This window comes from Neoaquamicrobium sediminum, from assembly GCF_013240295.1.
Taxonomy (GTDB): Bacteria; Pseudomonadota; Alphaproteobacteria; order Rhizobiales; family Rhizobiaceae; genus Aerobium; species Aerobium sediminum.
In genome coordinates, this window is record NZ_JABETK010000001.1 from 2,287,718 (window position 1) to 2,303,468 (window position 15,751).

The 15,751-nt window shown below is 63.1% G+C and carries 11 protein-coding genes and 2 pseudogenes; 9 read left to right on the forward strand and 4 right to left on the reverse strand.

What is annotated here, in order from left to right; translation table 11 throughout:
- Positions 1-40: 40 nt before the first annotated feature.
- The 3 genes and pseudogenes from HK436_RS11350 to HK436_RS11360 form a co-directional block, all read left to right on the forward strand.
- Entirely contained in the window at positions 41-451 is a 411-nt protein-coding gene (locus HK436_RS11350) for a hypothetical protein (protein ID WP_173189720.1), read from the forward strand.
- Positions 448-675: a DUF6117 family protein gene (locus HK436_RS11355; protein WP_173189722.1), complete on the forward strand. Its 228-nt coding sequence runs from the start codon at positions 448-450 to the stop codon at positions 673-675. Before HK436_RS11350 ends, HK436_RS11355 begins: the two co-directional genes overlap by 4 nt.
- 161 nt (positions 676-836) lie before the next feature.
- A pseudogene (locus HK436_RS11360) lies at positions 837-3,768 on the forward strand (strawberry notch-like NTP hydrolase domain-containing protein); the annotation flags it as partial.
- Between the two features lie 199 nt (positions 3,769-3,967).
- Here HK436_RS11360 and HK436_RS11365 read toward each other — a convergent pair.
- The 4 genes from HK436_RS11365 to HK436_RS11380 all read right to left on the reverse strand — a co-directional run bounded on the left by HK436_RS11365 (position 3,968) and on the right by HK436_RS11380 (position 9,934).
- A complete protein-coding gene (locus tag HK436_RS11365; RefSeq protein ID WP_173186677.1) occupies positions 3,968-5,113 on the reverse strand; it encodes a site-specific integrase in 1,146 nt (381 codons plus the stop codon).
- A gap of 104 nt (positions 5,114-5,217) precedes the next feature.
- Positions 5,218-5,661: a hypothetical protein gene (locus tag HK436_RS11370; RefSeq protein WP_152567572.1), complete on the reverse strand. Its 444-nt coding sequence runs from the start codon at positions 5,659-5,661 to the stop codon at positions 5,218-5,220.
- Complete coding sequence (locus tag HK436_RS11375) at positions 5,658-7,946, reverse strand: site-specific integrase (protein WP_037554237.1); 2,289 nt, start codon at positions 7,944-7,946, stop codon at positions 5,658-5,660. The genes HK436_RS11370 and HK436_RS11375 overlap by 4 nt, the downstream gene beginning before the upstream one ends.
- On the reverse strand, positions 7,940-9,934 hold the full coding sequence (locus HK436_RS11380; protein ID WP_173186685.1) for a hypothetical protein: 1,995 nt from the start codon (positions 9,932-9,934) through the stop codon (positions 7,940-7,942). The genes HK436_RS11375 and HK436_RS11380 overlap by 7 nt, the downstream gene beginning before the upstream one ends.
- A gap of 24 nt (positions 9,935-9,958) precedes the next feature.
- Between HK436_RS11380 and HK436_RS11385 the strand changes: the two are divergent.
- The 6 genes and pseudogenes from HK436_RS11385 to HK436_RS11410 form a co-directional block, all read left to right on the forward strand.
- Positions 9,959-11,392, forward strand: a pseudogene (locus HK436_RS11385) (strawberry notch C-terminal domain-containing protein); the annotation flags it as partial.
- Complete coding sequence (locus HK436_RS11390) at positions 11,389-12,456, forward strand: DUF7146 domain-containing protein (RefSeq protein WP_173189724.1); 1,068 nt, start codon at positions 11,389-11,391, stop codon at positions 12,454-12,456. The pseudogene HK436_RS11385 and the gene HK436_RS11390, both read left to right, overlap by 4 nt.
- Positions 12,457-12,779: 323 nt before the next feature.
- Complete coding sequence (locus HK436_RS11395) at positions 12,780-13,703, forward strand: DUF2493 domain-containing protein (protein ID WP_173189725.1); 924 nt, start codon at positions 12,780-12,782, stop codon at positions 13,701-13,703.
- 112 nt (positions 13,704-13,815) lie between these two features.
- On the forward strand, positions 13,816-14,199 hold the full coding sequence (locus HK436_RS11400) for a DUF6157 family protein (RefSeq protein ID WP_173189727.1): 384 nt from the start codon (positions 13,816-13,818) through the stop codon (positions 14,197-14,199).
- Between the two features lie 175 nt (positions 14,200-14,374).
- Positions 14,375-14,812 (forward strand): hypothetical protein, encoded by a 438-nt coding sequence (locus HK436_RS11405; RefSeq protein ID WP_173189729.1) that lies wholly within the window; start codon positions 14,375-14,377, stop codon positions 14,810-14,812.
- Positions 14,813-15,392: 580 nt separating this feature from the next.
- Positions 15,393-15,716, forward strand: coding sequence for a DUF736 domain-containing protein (locus HK436_RS11410; RefSeq protein ID WP_173189731.1), 324 nt, complete (start codon positions 15,393-15,395; stop codon positions 15,714-15,716).
- The last annotated feature ends 35 nt before the right edge of the window (positions 15,717-15,751 follow it).

The window sequence follows — 15,751 nt, forward strand, 5'->3', positions numbered from 1 at the left end:
CCGGCCATCGCGCCGGGTTTTCTCGTTTCAAGAGGCCGCTATGGCTGACTATTTCACGCACTTCTCGTGCCTGCTCGATGTTGGCACGCCCGACGACACCGCCCGCGCGCTGGATTTGTACAACGACCTTTGTGCGGAAGGCGCCGCGGAAGACCCGCCCTCCGATGGCTTTCTCCTGTCGCTCGATCCCGCCCACGGAGGCTTGAACCTCTGGATGCGGGACGACGGCACCGGCGATCCGCAACGCGTCATCGACTTCGTCCTGCGCTGCGCGGACGCCTTCGCGCTCACCGGTCGCTGGGGATTTCAGTGGGCGAACACATGCTCGCATCCACGGGTGAACACCTTCGGCGGCGGCGCGCATGTACTCGATCTCGGACGCCGCGACACGGTCGCCTGGATCGGCACGCATGGCTGGCTCGACGAAACGATCAAGGGAGGCCGGCCATGAGCATTCCCGATCATGCCCGCGCCAATTTCCAGACGCTGCTGCGTGCGGCCGCCGATGGCAATCTCGCCCTGCTCGAGTGCACCGACGCCGCGACCGGCGCTCCGCGCTACGTCGTCTGCGCTGTCGGCCGGAACGGCGAGGATTTTCTCTTCACGCCGTTCGGGCATCTCGCCGAGGGCAACCCCTACGACGCCTACATCCCACCGGAGTCGGATGCGCCGTGAGAGGGAGAGACAGGCCGGGACGGGTTTGAGCCGATGCGGTCCGAGAGAGAGCGCCGGCCGGCTCGTCCCGTTCCCGCTCTCCTGAGGTTCCCTCCATGACACAGATCGCTTCAACGGCGGCTCGCGCCAGCGCCGGCAAACCGCTCTTCCCGGTCAATTCCATGCCCGTCCTGGCCGAGCCCGCCCGCCTTCTCCTGCCGCGTCTCGAACAGGGTCGCCGCATCGATGCGCCGGCCCTGCGCACCGCGATGGACGCCGCCTTCGGCGGCTCCGACACCGATGGCGTATGGGACTGGAAGACAGCTTACGATGCCTGTGAGGGCGCGGCGGTCCTGTTCCTGCGTAAATACGGAAAGGCGCTTTTGCGCAAAGCCGGGTCTCCGGCCGCCGCGCTCCCGCTGCTCGCAAAGATCGCCGATCTTCTGCCCTCGCACACGCGCCGCTCCGAGGAGAGCGAAGTCTTTCAGCAATTCTCGACGCCGCTCGCGCTGGGCCTTGCCGCAGCGACCGCCGCCGCCATCACGGCCGACGACATTGTGCTGGAGCCGTCTGCCGGCACCGGCCTGCTCGCCATTCTCGCCGAGATCGCCGGGGGCACCCTCCGCCTCAACGAAATCGCCCAGACGCGCGGCGACCTCCTGTCTTCTCTCTTTCCGGCTCTATCCGTTACGCGCTTCGACGCGGCCCAGATCGATGACCATCTGGACGCCAATATCGTGCCCAGCGTCGTGCTGATGAACCCGCCATTCTCGGCAATGGCAAACGTGTCGGGACGCATGGCCGACGCCGCCTATCGCCATGTCGCCTCGGCGCTGGCGCGCCTGGCGCCTGGCGGACGGCTCGTCGCCATCACCGGCGCCAGCTTCGCGCCCGGTGCGCCCAGATGGCGGGACGCCTTCGTCCGGCTGCAGGAGCACGGCCGCGTCGTCTTCACTGCCGCCATCGATGGCACCGTTTATGCGCGGCACGGCACGACCATCGACACGCGACTGACGGTGATCGACAAGATCGCGGCCGAGGATCCGGCCGTGTTTCCCGAATCGCCGGGTATCGCGGCCGATGCGGCCACGATGCTCGCCTGGGTCCAGGCGCTCGTGCCGCCGCGTTCGCCCGTAGCGCTGCCGACAGGCTCCCCGCATGTGAACCGCCCGGCTCTCCTGAACGAAGCAATCTCCAGGCGGGTCGATACCACGCGGGCGCCGATCCTGTCCGCGCCGGAGGGTGCAGTGCTCGACTACGAGACCATCGACTGGACACCGCCGCTGGGCGCGCGGCTCACAGATGCGCTTTATGAAAGATACGCGCTTCAGTCGATCCGTATTCCCGGGTCTCAGGCGCATCCGACCAGGCTCGTGCAATCCGCGGCCATGGCCTCGGTCGCCCCGCCAAAGCCGAGCTATCGTCCGCATCTGCCGGCAGATTTCGTCGAGACCGGCGTTCTGTCCGACGCCCAGCTCGAAAGCGTGATCTATGCAGGCGAAGCCCACAGTCAGCACCTCGCCGGCGCCTGGACCGTCGATGAGACCTGCGATGTCGTCACCGCGGCCGCGGATGATCAGGACGGCGCTGTCCGCTTCCGGCGCGGCTGGTTTCTCGGCGATGGCACCGGCGCCGGCAAGGGCCGCCAGGTCGCCGGCATCCTGCTCGACAACTGGCTCAAAGGCCGCCGCCGCGCCGTCTGGGTCTCCAAGTCCGACAAGCTGATCGAGGACGCGCAGCGCGACTGGACGGCGCTCGGCCAGGAGCGACTCCTGGTCACGCCGCTGTCGCGCTTTCGCCAGGGCACGCCGATCCGCCTCTCGCAGGGCATCCTTTTTACAACCTACGCCACGCTGCGCTCCGACGAGCGCGGATCGAAGGTTTCGCGGGTCCGGCAGATCGTCGATTGGTTGGGCAAGGACTTCGATGGAGTGATCGTTTTCGACGAGAGCCACGCCATGCAGAACGCCGCCGGATCGAAGGGCGAACGCGGCGACCAGGCCGCCTCGCAACAAGGCCGTGCCGGGCTGCGTCTGCAGCACGCATTGCCCGATGCGCGCGTGGTCTATGTCTCGGCGACCGGTGCCACCGCGGTCCACAATCTCGCCTATGCCCAGCGGCTCGGCCTATGGGGCGGCGAGGATTTCCCCTTCGCCACCCGCGCCGAATTCGTCGAGGCGATCGAGGATGGCGGGGTCGCGGCGATGGAGGTGCTGGCGCGCGATTTGAAGGCGCTCGGCCTCTATCAGGCCCGCTCGCTCTCCTACGAAGGCGTCGAATATGAGCTGCTCGAGCACCAGCTCACCGACGAGCAGCGCCGCATCTATGACGCCTATGCTGGCGCCTTCGCGATCATTCATGGGCATCTCGACGCCGCCATGCAGGCGACCAATGTCACCGGCAGCCCAGAAAGCGGTGGAGCCACGCTGAATGCGCAGGCGAAATCCGCCGCGCGGTCCGCCTTCGAAAGCGCCAAGCAGCGCTTCTTCAATCACCTCATCACGGCGATGAAAACGCCGTCGCTGATCGCTTCCATCAACACCGACCTCGCCGCCGGCCATGCCGCCGTCATCCAGATCGTCTCGACCGGCGAGGCCCTGATGGAACGGCGTCTCGCCGAGATCCCGACCGAGGACTGGAACGACGTCCAGGTCGACATCACGCCGCGCGAATATGTGCTCGACTATCTGGCGCACTCCTTCCCGGTGCAGCTCTACGAGCCCTTCACCGACAGCGAAGGCAATCTGTGCTCGCGGCCGGTGTTCCGCGACGGCCAGCCCGTCGAAAGCCGCGAGGCCGTCGCCCGGCGCGACCGGCTGATCGAAAAGCTTGCTTCGCTGCCGCCCGTGCCCGGCGCGCTCGACCAGATCGTCCAGCGCTTCGGCACCGATGAGGTGGCCGAGGTGACTGGCCGCTCTCGCCGCATCGTCCGCAAGGGTGATCGCCTCGCCGTGGAAGGCCGCGCCGTCGCCGCCAACCTCGCCGAGACCACGGCCTTCATGGACGACGCCAAGCGTATCCTGGTTTTCTCGGATGCCGGCGGCACCGGGCGGTCCTATCATGCCGACCTCGCAGCGAAGAACCGGCGGCTGCGCGTGCACTATCTGCTTTTGACGTATTCCTCGTTGGATATCCTTAGCGCGGTACGGCCGCAGAGTCGACGGTTACGGGAGACTTGGCCGCGACACTTACGGCCGGGATCGGCTGCTGCTGTGTTGGCGGAGGGCGTAGCCCGGAGCCAACACAGCAGCAGCCGATGGCCTTTCAAATTCTGGGGTGCAGGGGGTTGCGGGAGCGAGCCTTATGGAGATCCTCAACTTGTCGCGGGCCGGACGGCGCGGTTGAGAGCAGCATAGTTTCGAGCCGCCCTGTTGAGATAGTATCGCAAGCTACGCCAGTCGGAATGCCCAAGTTCTTCTGCGGCGTCGATCAAGATCTGGTGGTCATCGAACAGGATGTCGGAACTCCCCTTTGCCAATGCATACAGCCGGAAGACGACTTCCTCCGCAAAGCAGGCACGCAATCGATGGCCGCTACCCCGAACGTCAGCCACGACGAAGGCATCCTTGACGATATCTCCGACTGCCTTGGCGGTTAATCCATCTTTGGTTTTCAGCGACAGCCACAAATATCCGTGAAACACCGGCCCGGAAGACTGCACCTTGGCGCGTTCCGACCATATAAAGTCGAGGGTCTGGTGGAGTAGTTGAAACGGCACCTTGATTTCGCGGGTCTTTCCGCCCTTCTCTATGATCTCTGCGGTGACGAATGTGCGGCCGCTCTGACGGAAGCGTTCCACCGCGCCGCGCATCTCCGTACGAGATTTCGATGATGTGCCTGCGCGCGTAAAATGTTCGTTGGGCGCGAGAATGCCCTCGGCGACCAGCGACGCCCGCAAGCGTTCGATCGTCAACGAGGCAACGCCCGCACGACGTAAGCCCACGTCTCGCATCCAGCGTGCGATCAGCCAGTTCCTCGCGGCGAGATAGGGATTATCCGGACTGGAAAGCACATCCAGCACCTGTTCGACCGCATCATCCGACGGCGTCGGGCGGCCACCGTTTTTGGCTTTTGCGCTATAACCGAACGTCACCTTGCCTGTGCTGGGGTCAGATAAACGGGCATCCAGACGCGCAACATAGTTTGCCGCGCGCCATTCCTCATGGCCCTGCGAGTAGCTGTGTTCCTGAAGCAGGTAACGATGGAAGCGTGAGATTACGTCGAGGCAGCGCGACAGGCGGCGACGCGTTCTGGCTCCCGGGTTTCCGAGCCTCAGACGTTCGAGTTCCGTTCCTGTCCAGCTGACAATCGAGTCGAGGCTTATGCTGCTCGTCGCGGGTTGCCCGAGTACGAAGTCCCACCAGGCGCAGAGAATATAAGCCTCATCTTCAATACTTCCCGGCGCCAGATGGCGCTGAACGGCCTGGGCGCGCAAATAGTCGAAGATCGGTTCGACCAACGCCCCGCCAGGATCGAGAACGAGCGGGAATCGCGGTAGACGATGCTTTTGCAGCACAAAGTCTTCGGATGCCCGCACGATCCTGGTACGGCCTAAGCTGGCCTTCATCGGATCGGCACAATGCGGGCGAGCTCGGATCGCGCTTCCGCAAGTTGGGCCTGGGCGATCTCCTTCAACTGTCGCTCACGGGTCAGAGCTTGTCCCATAAGTCGGTGCTCGCTGGAGAGGACAGCCATTTGCTGGGCGAGCGCCTGGACCTCTCGTTTCAGAGACTGAAGTTCCGTGCCCGGTCGTTGTACGGGTTTCAAGAGCTTGGCCGCAACCGTATCAAAACGCGCGCGCAATTCTGGATAATGACCGGACGGGGCCGGAGCTGCCAAATTGGGATTCGACCAGGCGGTGAGCCCCCGTTCCATATCGACCCAACGGGCAAGTTCTGCTGGCCCGCGTGGGCAATATTCTCCCTCCGGAAGGCCTCCCTTCGCAGCCCAGGATTCGAGCAATTCAACTTTGCGCTGAAAGGATTCCCTGGCAGCAGATGGTTTCATTTCTGATCGACTCCATGGAAACGGGCCAGGTGATCTTCGGCCGCTTGCCGTCTTTCGGCCATCCTGGCTGCCAGCACTGTTCCCGGGCACATGAGGCAAGCGCTATTGGCGCTTTCTATCACCTTTTCCCAGTATCTCCTGTTCTCGGCCAACTGCACATTGTGCGGGCATCCGGCGCAGATCAGATCTTCAGCGTACCGTAAATCGGGACCTTGGCGTCGTTGTGCCTCCGGATTCTTTCTTCGGGCCGCAATCACACAGCCCGCCACGCTGAGGTCCTTTTCCGAGTTACCACACGCGCAATAGGAATGGCCCTGGCCATTCGGTTCCAGACTTTGCGCCCCCGCAAACTCAATGAGCAGTCGATCGAATGTCGGCCCGTCTGCACCGTAGTCGCCGACCTCGGCGCGTGCTTGCCAATCAGCCTTGAGACGTTGAAGGTCGTTCAGGATCCTTGTCCCGGCCCTGCCGCTGAGTTGCTCATGACCATCGAGTGCCCGACGATAGATCTCGAGACGGAAGTCGAGGCCGACCTCCTCGAATGTTCGCAGCCTCAGGTCTTCGCGTGCAAGCGCACGCCTGGCCTGTTCAAGGTCTGCTCGGGCATGGTCGACAAGCTTGAAGAAACCTCCGAACCGCGCTTCGGTGATGTACGAACGGGTGCTGTCCGGATCATAGTGGCAAAGATATTGGGATAGGGCGGTCAGCGAGCGGTCCCGATACCGATAATAATAGACGACCGCGAAAAACCGACGGAACTGGTGTGGAGCGAAGGACCAATAAGTGCCGTCGGGAAGCGCAGGCACCTTCATCTCCTCGGCAAAGGCCAGCAAGCCGCGGCTGATGTTGGGGGTCTGGACCGACGGGGCCCTGGCGAATGGGTTGTGTAACTGTAGCAGCCACCGTGATCCGGATTCCTTGCGTGCGGTTGCACTCAGCCACATCAATATCTCCACGGCTTTTGCTACCGCCGCCGGGGCCGGAATCCGCTCCCGACCGCGGACGCTTTTGGCGATGAAGGTCTTGAGCCAAAGCTCACCGCCATCATCCTCCAGGCAATCATCTCGTAAGCTGAGAATTTCCTCGATCCTTCTTGCCGAGAAGGCCGCGATGACGATCACGCACGCAGTGGGAAGCAGGCGCAGGAAGATATGGTGGAGGCTGGTCGTGACATTGTTGATAGCCGCGCCATCGAAATGGCCGATGCTGGGAATGCCCAGTGCTCCATCCTCGCGCACATGCTTGAGCGCCGGACTGTTCCAGATGTCGTGGACCAGTTTTGCACGACGCCATTTGCCAGGCTCGTTCCTGAACCCTCGCTCGGCATGACGGACGTCATCGACAAGTGTCTTCAGATCGTCGGCGTAAAACAATACCCATCGAAGTGCGCGATCAATGAGAAAACAGGTTTGGGTTGCCGGCGCGGTCGGGGTTTTGGAAAGCGGTGCACCGAGCTTCCTGGCTAACCGGGCGGAGTCGATCCTTCTGTTGAATGGTCTATATCCAATCGGATCATGTGTGAGTTCTTCCTGGAGGCGGCCAAGTCGTTCCCAAACGCGCATATAGCGATCTAAGGATTGCCCACAGAATGTCTGATCTCTCTTGCGATTGTTTACCCGGTTATGAAGACAGGGGGTGATTTTGAGGCCGTTCTCAACGGCCCAATCAGCAAAAATCTTCGCCGCATTGTCCGATAGCTGTTTGCTATATTCGAAACCGGCCAGCCTGCTGGCCGCTTCGACGGAGAAAGTATTCGGGTCACTTTGTTGAACAGGCGGAGCGCGGCCGGCATGACGACATCTTTTAACGGCTTCTCGCGCCGCAGCTTCAGATCGGATCAGTCCTTCCATGCCGGCGTGCTTCAGGCTGTCGCAAAACTCCTCGAACCAGGCCTGTGTCAGATCCGACATGCCAGGAAGCCCACACGCGGTGCGCCAACGAAGGAATGCAACGAACCCCGCATATTCCTCCCGGATGGTCGAGGCAGAGCGGACCCAGGCATTCGGCCCGGTAAGCGCGTAATAGACGTATTTCTTGGCGGTAAGGAGATCTCGCCATTCGGCGTAGTCCGTCAGGCGTCGGTCTGGTGCGATCAAGATGTCGAACCGGATCGTCGTGCTCGCGTGCCGGCGTATCGTCGGGTTGTCGAGCTCAACCAACCAGGCATTATCCTCGAGAGTGCCGTCCTTGAGCCAGAGCGGCCTCGGGTTTTGCAGGAACTCGCAAAAGGCGGCAGCACCTGCCTCGCGGGCGTGTCGTGGCGGTTGATGGACCCGGCTCACCATAACTCGATGGCCCGCACAGTGCCCGCCGTCAGGCCGGCATCGACTTCGGCCTCCATCATCCTGAGAGCGCGACGGTGATGGGAGGACCGCAACCGATCAAGAATGACTTCGCAGAGAGCCTGGAAATTCAGCCAGACCTCGGCCCATCTTGCAGGATTGTTCGCCTTGAACGCTTCCTCCTGCCGGCCAAGAGATCGTTGGAAAAGGACAAGCGCCCGGATGCTATCGTTGCTCGGCCGGAACTGCCGGAAATGACAAGTCGCGCATTTGTCGATGGCCATGCAGGGTCCTGTATCCTCGTTGTTGGACGTCTTGGGGGCCGTGCAGAGAAAGCCCAGGCCCGTGGTTCTGGCGTGGTCCAAGGCGCTCTCGTGCGTCATCGATGTTCCAAGGGTATCGGCCGCTCCTTCGATGGGTTCGATGAGGCCCGCTTCTAATGCGGCTAGGAATGTCCGCATTTTTGAGGCAAGAAGGGCTTTGAACCACGGACGGCTCAGATACCGCATGGTGGTGGCTGAGTTCTTGTGCTGAGCCAATCGCGCCGCGACCGTATGTTCGAAATTGGCGCGCGCCGCTTCCAGTTGAAGGACCGTGGGCCGGATCATCTGGCGACGTAGCGGTAGCCGGCCAATGACGGGGTGCTCGAAATTCTCGGCCAGCATCGCCTGCCAGTGGTGATCGATGGCAGCGGTTGTCATCGGACCGATACGGTTGCGGTCGGATTTATATCCAGGCACGATCCAGAGCTTATCGGCAGTGGGCAATTCGAGGTATCGGGCCGTTGCCCGAATGCGCTCCGACAGCTTCTGCCAGGCGCGGATCGCTTCGGCACCGCTGAGATCGCCGTCGTTGTGGCGGACGTCAATGTCGGCGCCTTCCCAAAGGGTGCCTTCCTGGATTTCGCCACGGGCGCGCAATTTTGCCGCGGCGACGGTGATGATCCGGACTTTGCCCCGGTGAATATCACCGATGAAGGGATCTGCGGCGAGCCGGTCACAGGTCGATACATTGAATGCGGTGTCGATCATGACGATGGTTTGCGCAGCGAGCAGCAACCGAACGTTGCCCTCAACGTGACTGACGGCTTCCGTCCAGCCACCGAGCGCCGTGCCATGGCAGCCCAGCATCGTATTCTTCCAGTCGTTGAAACTCCGTCGATGCGGTTCCGCCAGCGCGAGATAGCGCACCATGATGGCCATGCCTCGCTGTCTGGCATTGGCACGATTCTCGTCGGAGAGCGTGGCTCTTCGGACGTGAAGCGCGCTCAAATCCTGGAGGAGGTCCTCTGGTGTCCGCGGTGTCGGTAGATCCCGCGCTGCTGTGAAAGCCTGACCAGTTTCCCACTTGGCTATTCCGGCGCGCAGAGTACGCACGCAGATTGCCCGCAGCGCATAAAGTCGTTCATCGTTGAGACGGATGACTTCGCGCCAGTCGAGCTGGTCGTATTTCGGTCGTACCCACCCTTGTAGATCCGTCGGCAGTTCGACCTTGTTGAGTTCGCCGAATGATGGAATGTTCCGTCCCGTCAGTTGCCCCCGGGCAACGGGTGTAAATCTACCGGGATCGCTCCAGAGGCCGGCGCGGGACAGCCGCCGCAGGCAACTGACAACGGCTTCGAGGAGAGCTTTCCTGGAAAGCAGGTTGGTGTTGTTGATGATTTCGAAGCACTCGATGTCGCGTAACCGTGACGCCCAAGCCTCGCCCACCTCGTACATGAGCATTTTCGTCAAGCGCTCTGACCGCCCGAGCTGGATCGAATTGAAGAATAGGGCCTCTGCAGATTCTGCGCATATTTCGGCCCTCAGAGCCACCCAGCGGAGAAAGCGGACGAACGCCCGAAAATAACCCGCAGTTGTCGACGCGGTACAGCCGATGAATTGCTGCTCCCACGCAGACGCGAGGCGCTTGGCCGCCGCGGTGCCATAGAGCGGAACCACCACGGCGAAATCGAAAATCCTGCCGTCGACCTTGACTTCGAAGCTGTCCAACGTACCCTCCAATCAAGCCTGTGAGGATACATATCGAGTCGAGCAGATTCGCTAAGCGGCTGTGTTGATAGCGAAAATCTGATTCGATATCGATCGCAAAACGCCAAAAATCTGCTGGAGCCGGGCTGGAAAGCTGACGCCGCGATCCAGGGCCTGGGGCGCACCAACCGCACCAATCAGGCACAGCCGCCGCTCTTCCGGCCGGTCGCCACTGACGTGAAGGCGGAGAAACGCTTTCTCTCCACGATCGCCCGCCGCCTCGATACCCTGGGCGCCATCACGCGCGGCCAGCGCCAGACCGGCGGTCAGGGCCTGTTCCGCGCCGAGGACAATCTCGAAAGCGCCTATGCGCGCGCCGCGCTGCGACGGCTCTATCTCCTGATCGTCGCGGGCAAGGTCCAGGGTTGTTCGCTCCAGACCTTCGAGGAGTCGACCGGCCTCAAGCTCACCGACGCCAATGGCATCAAGGACGAGCTGCCGCCGATCACCACCTTTTTGAACCGGCTCCTGGCGCTCACCATCGATCTGCAGAACATCCTGTTCGCGCGTTTCGAGCAGCTTCTCGCGGCGCGGATCGAAGGCGCAATCGCCAGCGGCACCTATGACGTTGGACTGGAGACGCTGCGCGCCGAACGCTTCACCGTTCTCGATCGCCAGGCCATCCACACCCATGCCGCGACGGGCGCGGTGACGACGCTGCTGACCATTGCCCAGCGCGAGCGCAACCGCCCGGTCACGCTCGATGACGCGCTCGACCATCTGGCCGATCCGCGCGCCGCGTCGCTGGTCAACGAGCGCTCCGGGCGCGCGGCGGTGCGCGTACCCACCACCAGCCTCATCAATGATGACGGCTCGGTCGAACGGCGTGTGCGGCTGATCCAGCCGATGGAGACGACCAATGTGCCCGTTGCGATGATGGGCGATACCCATTGGGTGGAGGCAGATCGCGCCACGTTCACCAAAGCCTGGGAGGCGGAGGTCGCTTCGGTGCCCGAGTTCACCGACAGCACCATCCACATGGTCGCCGGCCTCCTGTTGCCGATCTGGAAGCGCCTGCCGAACGAGTCGACGCGCGTCTACCGGCTGCAGACCGACACCGGCGAGCGGATCATCGGCCGGCGTGTCTCGCCCGCCTGGGCCGCGACCGCCACCACAACCGGTACGACGGCGCTCGCCCCGGACGATGCCTTCGCCGCGCTGATGGACGGCCGCACGATCCTCGACCTCGTCGAGGGACTGCAACTTCGCCGCGCCCGCGTCATGGGCGCGAACCGCATCGAGCTCACCGGCTTCACCGACACCATGCGCGACCGCCTCAAGACCTACGGCCTGTTCGGCGAGATCATCTCCTGGAAGCTGCGCCTGTTCGTTCCGACCGACATCTCCGGCACCGCGATCCTTGCCAGGCTTCTGGAGCGCTTTCCGATCGAGCGCGTCGCCGAGCGGGAGGCTGCATGATGACCCGCGACGCATCCGAACTCGCACACCGTCTCGGCCAGCAGGCCGAGGCCGTGTGCCGCGAATACCTGTCTGCCGGACGGCGCGAGGGCCGCTACTGGATGGTCGGCGACGTTCGCAATACGCCAGGGCGCTCGATGTTTGTGCGCCTCGTCGGTCCGGGATCCGGCAAGGGCGCGGTGGGCAAATGGACCGATGCCGCCACCGGCGAGCATGGCGATCTTCTAGACGTCATTCGCGAGAGCTGCGGCCTTGTCGAATTCAAGGACGTTGCCGACGAAGCACGGCGCTTCCTCGCTCTGCCACATGCGGTACCGGAACCGGCATCATCATATCGACGGAAGACGCCCGTACCGACGGGTTCGCCACTCGCAGCGAAGCGGCTGTTTTCGATGGCTCGGCCGATCACGGGCACACTTGCTGAATCGTATTTCCGTAATCGCGGCATTACGGCTTTGCACGGAACCGAAGCGTTGCGATTCCATCCGCGCTGCTATTACCGGTCCGACGAGCATGCGCCGACGGAGATCTGGCCGGCACTGATCGCCTCCGTCACCGATCTCGATGGACACCAGACGGGCGCACATCGTACCTGGCTCGATCCGAACGGGTTTAGCGAGGCGAGGCTCGGCAAGGCGCCGATCGACACGCCGCGACGGGCAATGGGCGACCTCCTCGGCAATGCGGTGCGCTTCGGCGGGGCGGGCGAGATCATGGCCGCCGGCGAAGGCATCGAGACAATGCTGTCGCTACGATGCGTCCTGCCCGACATGCCGATGGCGGCCGCGCTCTCCGCAGCCCATCTCGCCGCCATCCTGTTTCCGGACACGCTACGCCGGCTCTACATCGTGCGCGACGACGATCCGGCGGGCGACGGCGCGCGGGATACCCTCGTCCAACGGGCAGATGCGCTCGGCATCGAGGCACGGCCGCTCTCACCGATGCTGGGCGATCTCAACGAGGATCTGCGCATGCGCGGGCTGGATGCGCTCACGGCATCGGTTCGGGTCCAACTCGCCCCGCAGGATGTCGCACGCTTTCTGAAGACCGCTCAGTTGGCCTGAACAGGAAACGGCGTGGCGGGGCCGGTGTCGCCGCCGTCACGCGCGGGCTCTCCCATCGATGTCGCAGAGGGCCGCGCCCCGGCCTTCTTCAGAGGGCGACCGGACGGCAGGCGGGCCGGTCCGGCAACGGCTGCGGCCGACGATTTTCCGGCGCGGCCTCTCGGCCGCTTTCCATCGCGAGGCAAAATCGCCGGCCTCCGCCATCCTCCGCTCACGCTCCGGCCCGTCCGCTGCCGCTCCCGGGTGCAGGACCGGACCGCCCGCCGTCTTCCGGCGCCATGAAGGCCGCGGCGGGCGCGGCCAACCGACAAGGGAGCATCACCATGGCACATGAAGACGACGATATCTTCGAGCCGCACCACCAAGCCTCTCCGACCGAGCATGCACTGAGCGAACTGCAGCTCTACGGCTACCGCCACGACGGGCACGGCCCGGACCCGCGCCTCGTCCCGGAGGACAACGTTATCGCAGGCGCTGTCTCCGACATCTTCGACGCCCTCATCGCAACCATGGCTGACACGGCACTCGATGGCGAACTCGACGATCTGCTCTGGTCGACCGTCAACATGTTCCACCGTGCCGCCGACCGGATTGAGCGCAAGCTCGACGACAACGAACAGGCGCAGAAGCGCGGGCAGCGCGAACAGGACGGCTCCGAAATCAAGGCGGTCGAACTGGAACGCCTCATCGAGACCGGACAAGGCCTAATCCAACGCCGCGACAGTCTGGAAGTTTTCCGCGACAGCGCCGCCGAACTGTATCTGCGCACGACCGGCTCCCCCTGGTCGCCACGCACCGGCTCGCAGGTGAACCATCGTGCACTGACGTCGGCGATGATCGACAGTCGCGATTTCATCGCCGAGCGCAAACGGGCCAAGCGTGAAGTGCTGTTGCCCGCAGGGCCGAAGGTCGCTGTTTCAGGTGGAGCCGACTTCAATGATCACAAGCTGATCTGGGACAAGCTCGACCAGGTCCGTGCCAAGCATCCCGACATGGTACTGATGCACGGTAAATCGCCGAAAGGCGCCGAGAAGATTGCCGCCCGGTGGGCCGATCACCGCAATGTCACCCAGATTGGTTTCGCGCCGGACTGGACGAAGCACGGCCGCGCCGCACCGTTCAAGCGCAATGACCAAATGCTTGACGTCCTGCCGATCGGGGTCATGGTCTTCCCTGGCACTGGCATTCAGGAGAACCTCGCCGACAAGGCCCGCAAGCTCGGCATTCCGGTTTGGTGGTTCGGATGATTCGTGGCCTATGCACGCTTGGCGGACAAATTTGCCAATACTTGCATTCGAAATCGAAGACTCCGTCTGTTTGTCTGATATGTTCCTACTTTTTCACTGAGCGGAAATGCGGATGCACAGTACAAATTATCATGACACCCTCATTACCGTATCGGCGGATTGTCCCGTGACGGCGGCATCACCTCCGGCGAAACCTGGAACAATTGCGGGACGCCAATTCGCCCTGCTGAACGCTGCTCCTTACGAGATGACTTCGGATGAATTGCTTCTCGCTGTTGAGAACGAGCGCAAGGGTCCGGTGAGCGCTGCCACGTTCTTCTCAACGCCAAAGGCTTGCCTCCGCGCCTCGCCACTGGTGAAGAAGCATGGCTATGGCCTGCATCACGACCGGGACGGAAGGATTGCACTAGTCCCGATGGAAAGCGAAGAATACGCACGACTCTTGGCAGCAACTTCAGTAGAAAAACTCGCCGGAATGCGCAGTTCGCGAGCCTGACATCGCGCGGGGACGATCAGAGCTTCCGACTATCCCAGAGCATGCGGATGCTGGCCTCACGATCTGAGCAGACCTTCCTCTCGCAGCTCAACAGCGAGCGTGGTATTATTCTGAGTTGTGCCATGGTGGTGGTGGAGGCGCGACCGTTTGAATCTCATCTTACGGAGACGCCACCATGATTATTGCGATTCTCGGATCCATCGCTGCAATCGGCGCCATCTGCTGGCTGCTGTTCACGCTCGCCACCTATGCCTTGCCTGCGCTCGGTGGCGTGGCGGCCGGAATGTGGGCCTATCAGACCGGCGCAGGCCTGCCCGGCAGCGTCCTTGTCGGACTCGTCGGTGCGGCCCTTGTGTTCGGCATCGGGCAATACCTCATCCTGTTCGCCCGGCCCGTGTGGCTGAAACTCGCCACCGCGCTCGCCTTCGTCGCGCCGGCGGCGATTGCCGGCTTCCACGCCACCCACGGCATCGTCAAACATCTCATGCCATCGGAGACCTGGCAGACCATCTTCTCCGTGATCGGCGCGGTGGCGGTCGGGATCACAGCCTTCGTTCGCGTGACCTCCATGGCCTCGACCGGACCTGGCGGGCAGACTGCGGCCAGCGTCTGAACGCCATCGCAGGCAGGGACGGGAGGTAAGCTCTTCCACCGCGCCCCATATCGAAGCCTGAGGGAGTCGGACATGCGGTATGCGGGACGGATCTTCAGTTTCAGTCCCGGATCGGCGCCTGCGGACGGCATGGCATAAGCTGTCCCGACTGGCGCAGCCAGAGATGCACGGGAGATGCTTGTGGAACCGTATCCGGCGGCAGCGCCGGATACGAAGCGAACTGCCTGCAGGGCAGCAGACGATTTGTGTCCCTTCGCCGGCCAAGAGAGTGAGCGCACGGTGTCGCCACTGTCTCCTTGAACGATCCCCGAGAGCCGACCGCTCCAAACGGCCTCTTCAATGGGCTGATCTGGCCGAAGACCGGCTGCGCCTCGATCGCCTATGGCACAATGGCGCCCGTCGGGTTTCTTCCCCTGCCGGCTGCGCCGCCATTCCTCGCGAGACAAGAAACCCGCCGGATCGCCATCCTCCGCTGACGCTGCGGTCGCACGCGATGCGCCGTCGATCGCCTCCGGCCTCTCCGATCGCCATCGAGGCCGCAATGGTGCGGGCTCGAAACCAGCGATCAAGGAGAACTACCATGGCAACCATCGGCACCTTCAAGAAGTCCGGCAACGAATACACCGGCGAAATCGTCACCCTCAATGTGCAGGCCAAGAACGTCCGCATCGTCCCCGAAACCAACCACACCAGCGAGAACGCTCCCAGCCACCGCGTCCTGGTCGGCCGCGCCGAAATCGGGGCCGCCTGGTCCAAGCAGTCGAACGAGGGCCGCGACTATCTCGGCCTCAAGCTCGACGATCCGAGCTTCACCGCCCCGATCTACGCCAACCTCTTCGACGACGAGGACGGCGACGGCTACAGCCTCATCTGGTCCCGCCCCAGCCGCCGCAATGGCGACTGAACCCGCGCGAGTCCCGCCCGGCAACACCGGGCGGG

Coding starts and splice junctions, on each gene's coding strand:
- HK436_RS11350 (WP_173189720.1), top strand. CDS start 41: ATGGCTGACTATTTCACGCACTTCTCGTGCCTGCTCGATGTTGGCACG.
- HK436_RS11355 (WP_173189722.1), top strand. CDS start 448: ATGAGCATTCCCGATCATGCCCGCGCCAATTTCCAGACGCTGCTGCGT.
- HK436_RS11370 (WP_152567572.1), bottom strand. CDS start 5,661: ATGAAACCATCTGCTGCCAGGGAATCCTTTCAGCGCAAAGTTGAATTG.
- HK436_RS11375 (WP_037554237.1), bottom strand. CDS start 7,946: ATGGTGAGCCGGGTCCATCAACCGCCACGACACGCCCGCGAGGCAGGT.
- HK436_RS11390 (WP_173189724.1), top strand. CDS start 11,389: ATGATGACCCGCGACGCATCCGAACTCGCACACCGTCTCGGCCAGCAG.
- HK436_RS11395 (WP_173189725.1), top strand. CDS start 12,780: ATGGCACATGAAGACGACGATATCTTCGAGCCGCACCACCAAGCCTCT.
- HK436_RS11400 (WP_173189727.1), top strand. CDS start 13,816: ATGCACAGTACAAATTATCATGACACCCTCATTACCGTATCGGCGGAT.
- HK436_RS11405 (WP_173189729.1), top strand. CDS start 14,375: ATGATTATTGCGATTCTCGGATCCATCGCTGCAATCGGCGCCATCTGC.
- HK436_RS11410 (WP_173189731.1), top strand. CDS start 15,393: ATGGCAACCATCGGCACCTTCAAGAAGTCCGGCAACGAATACACCGGC.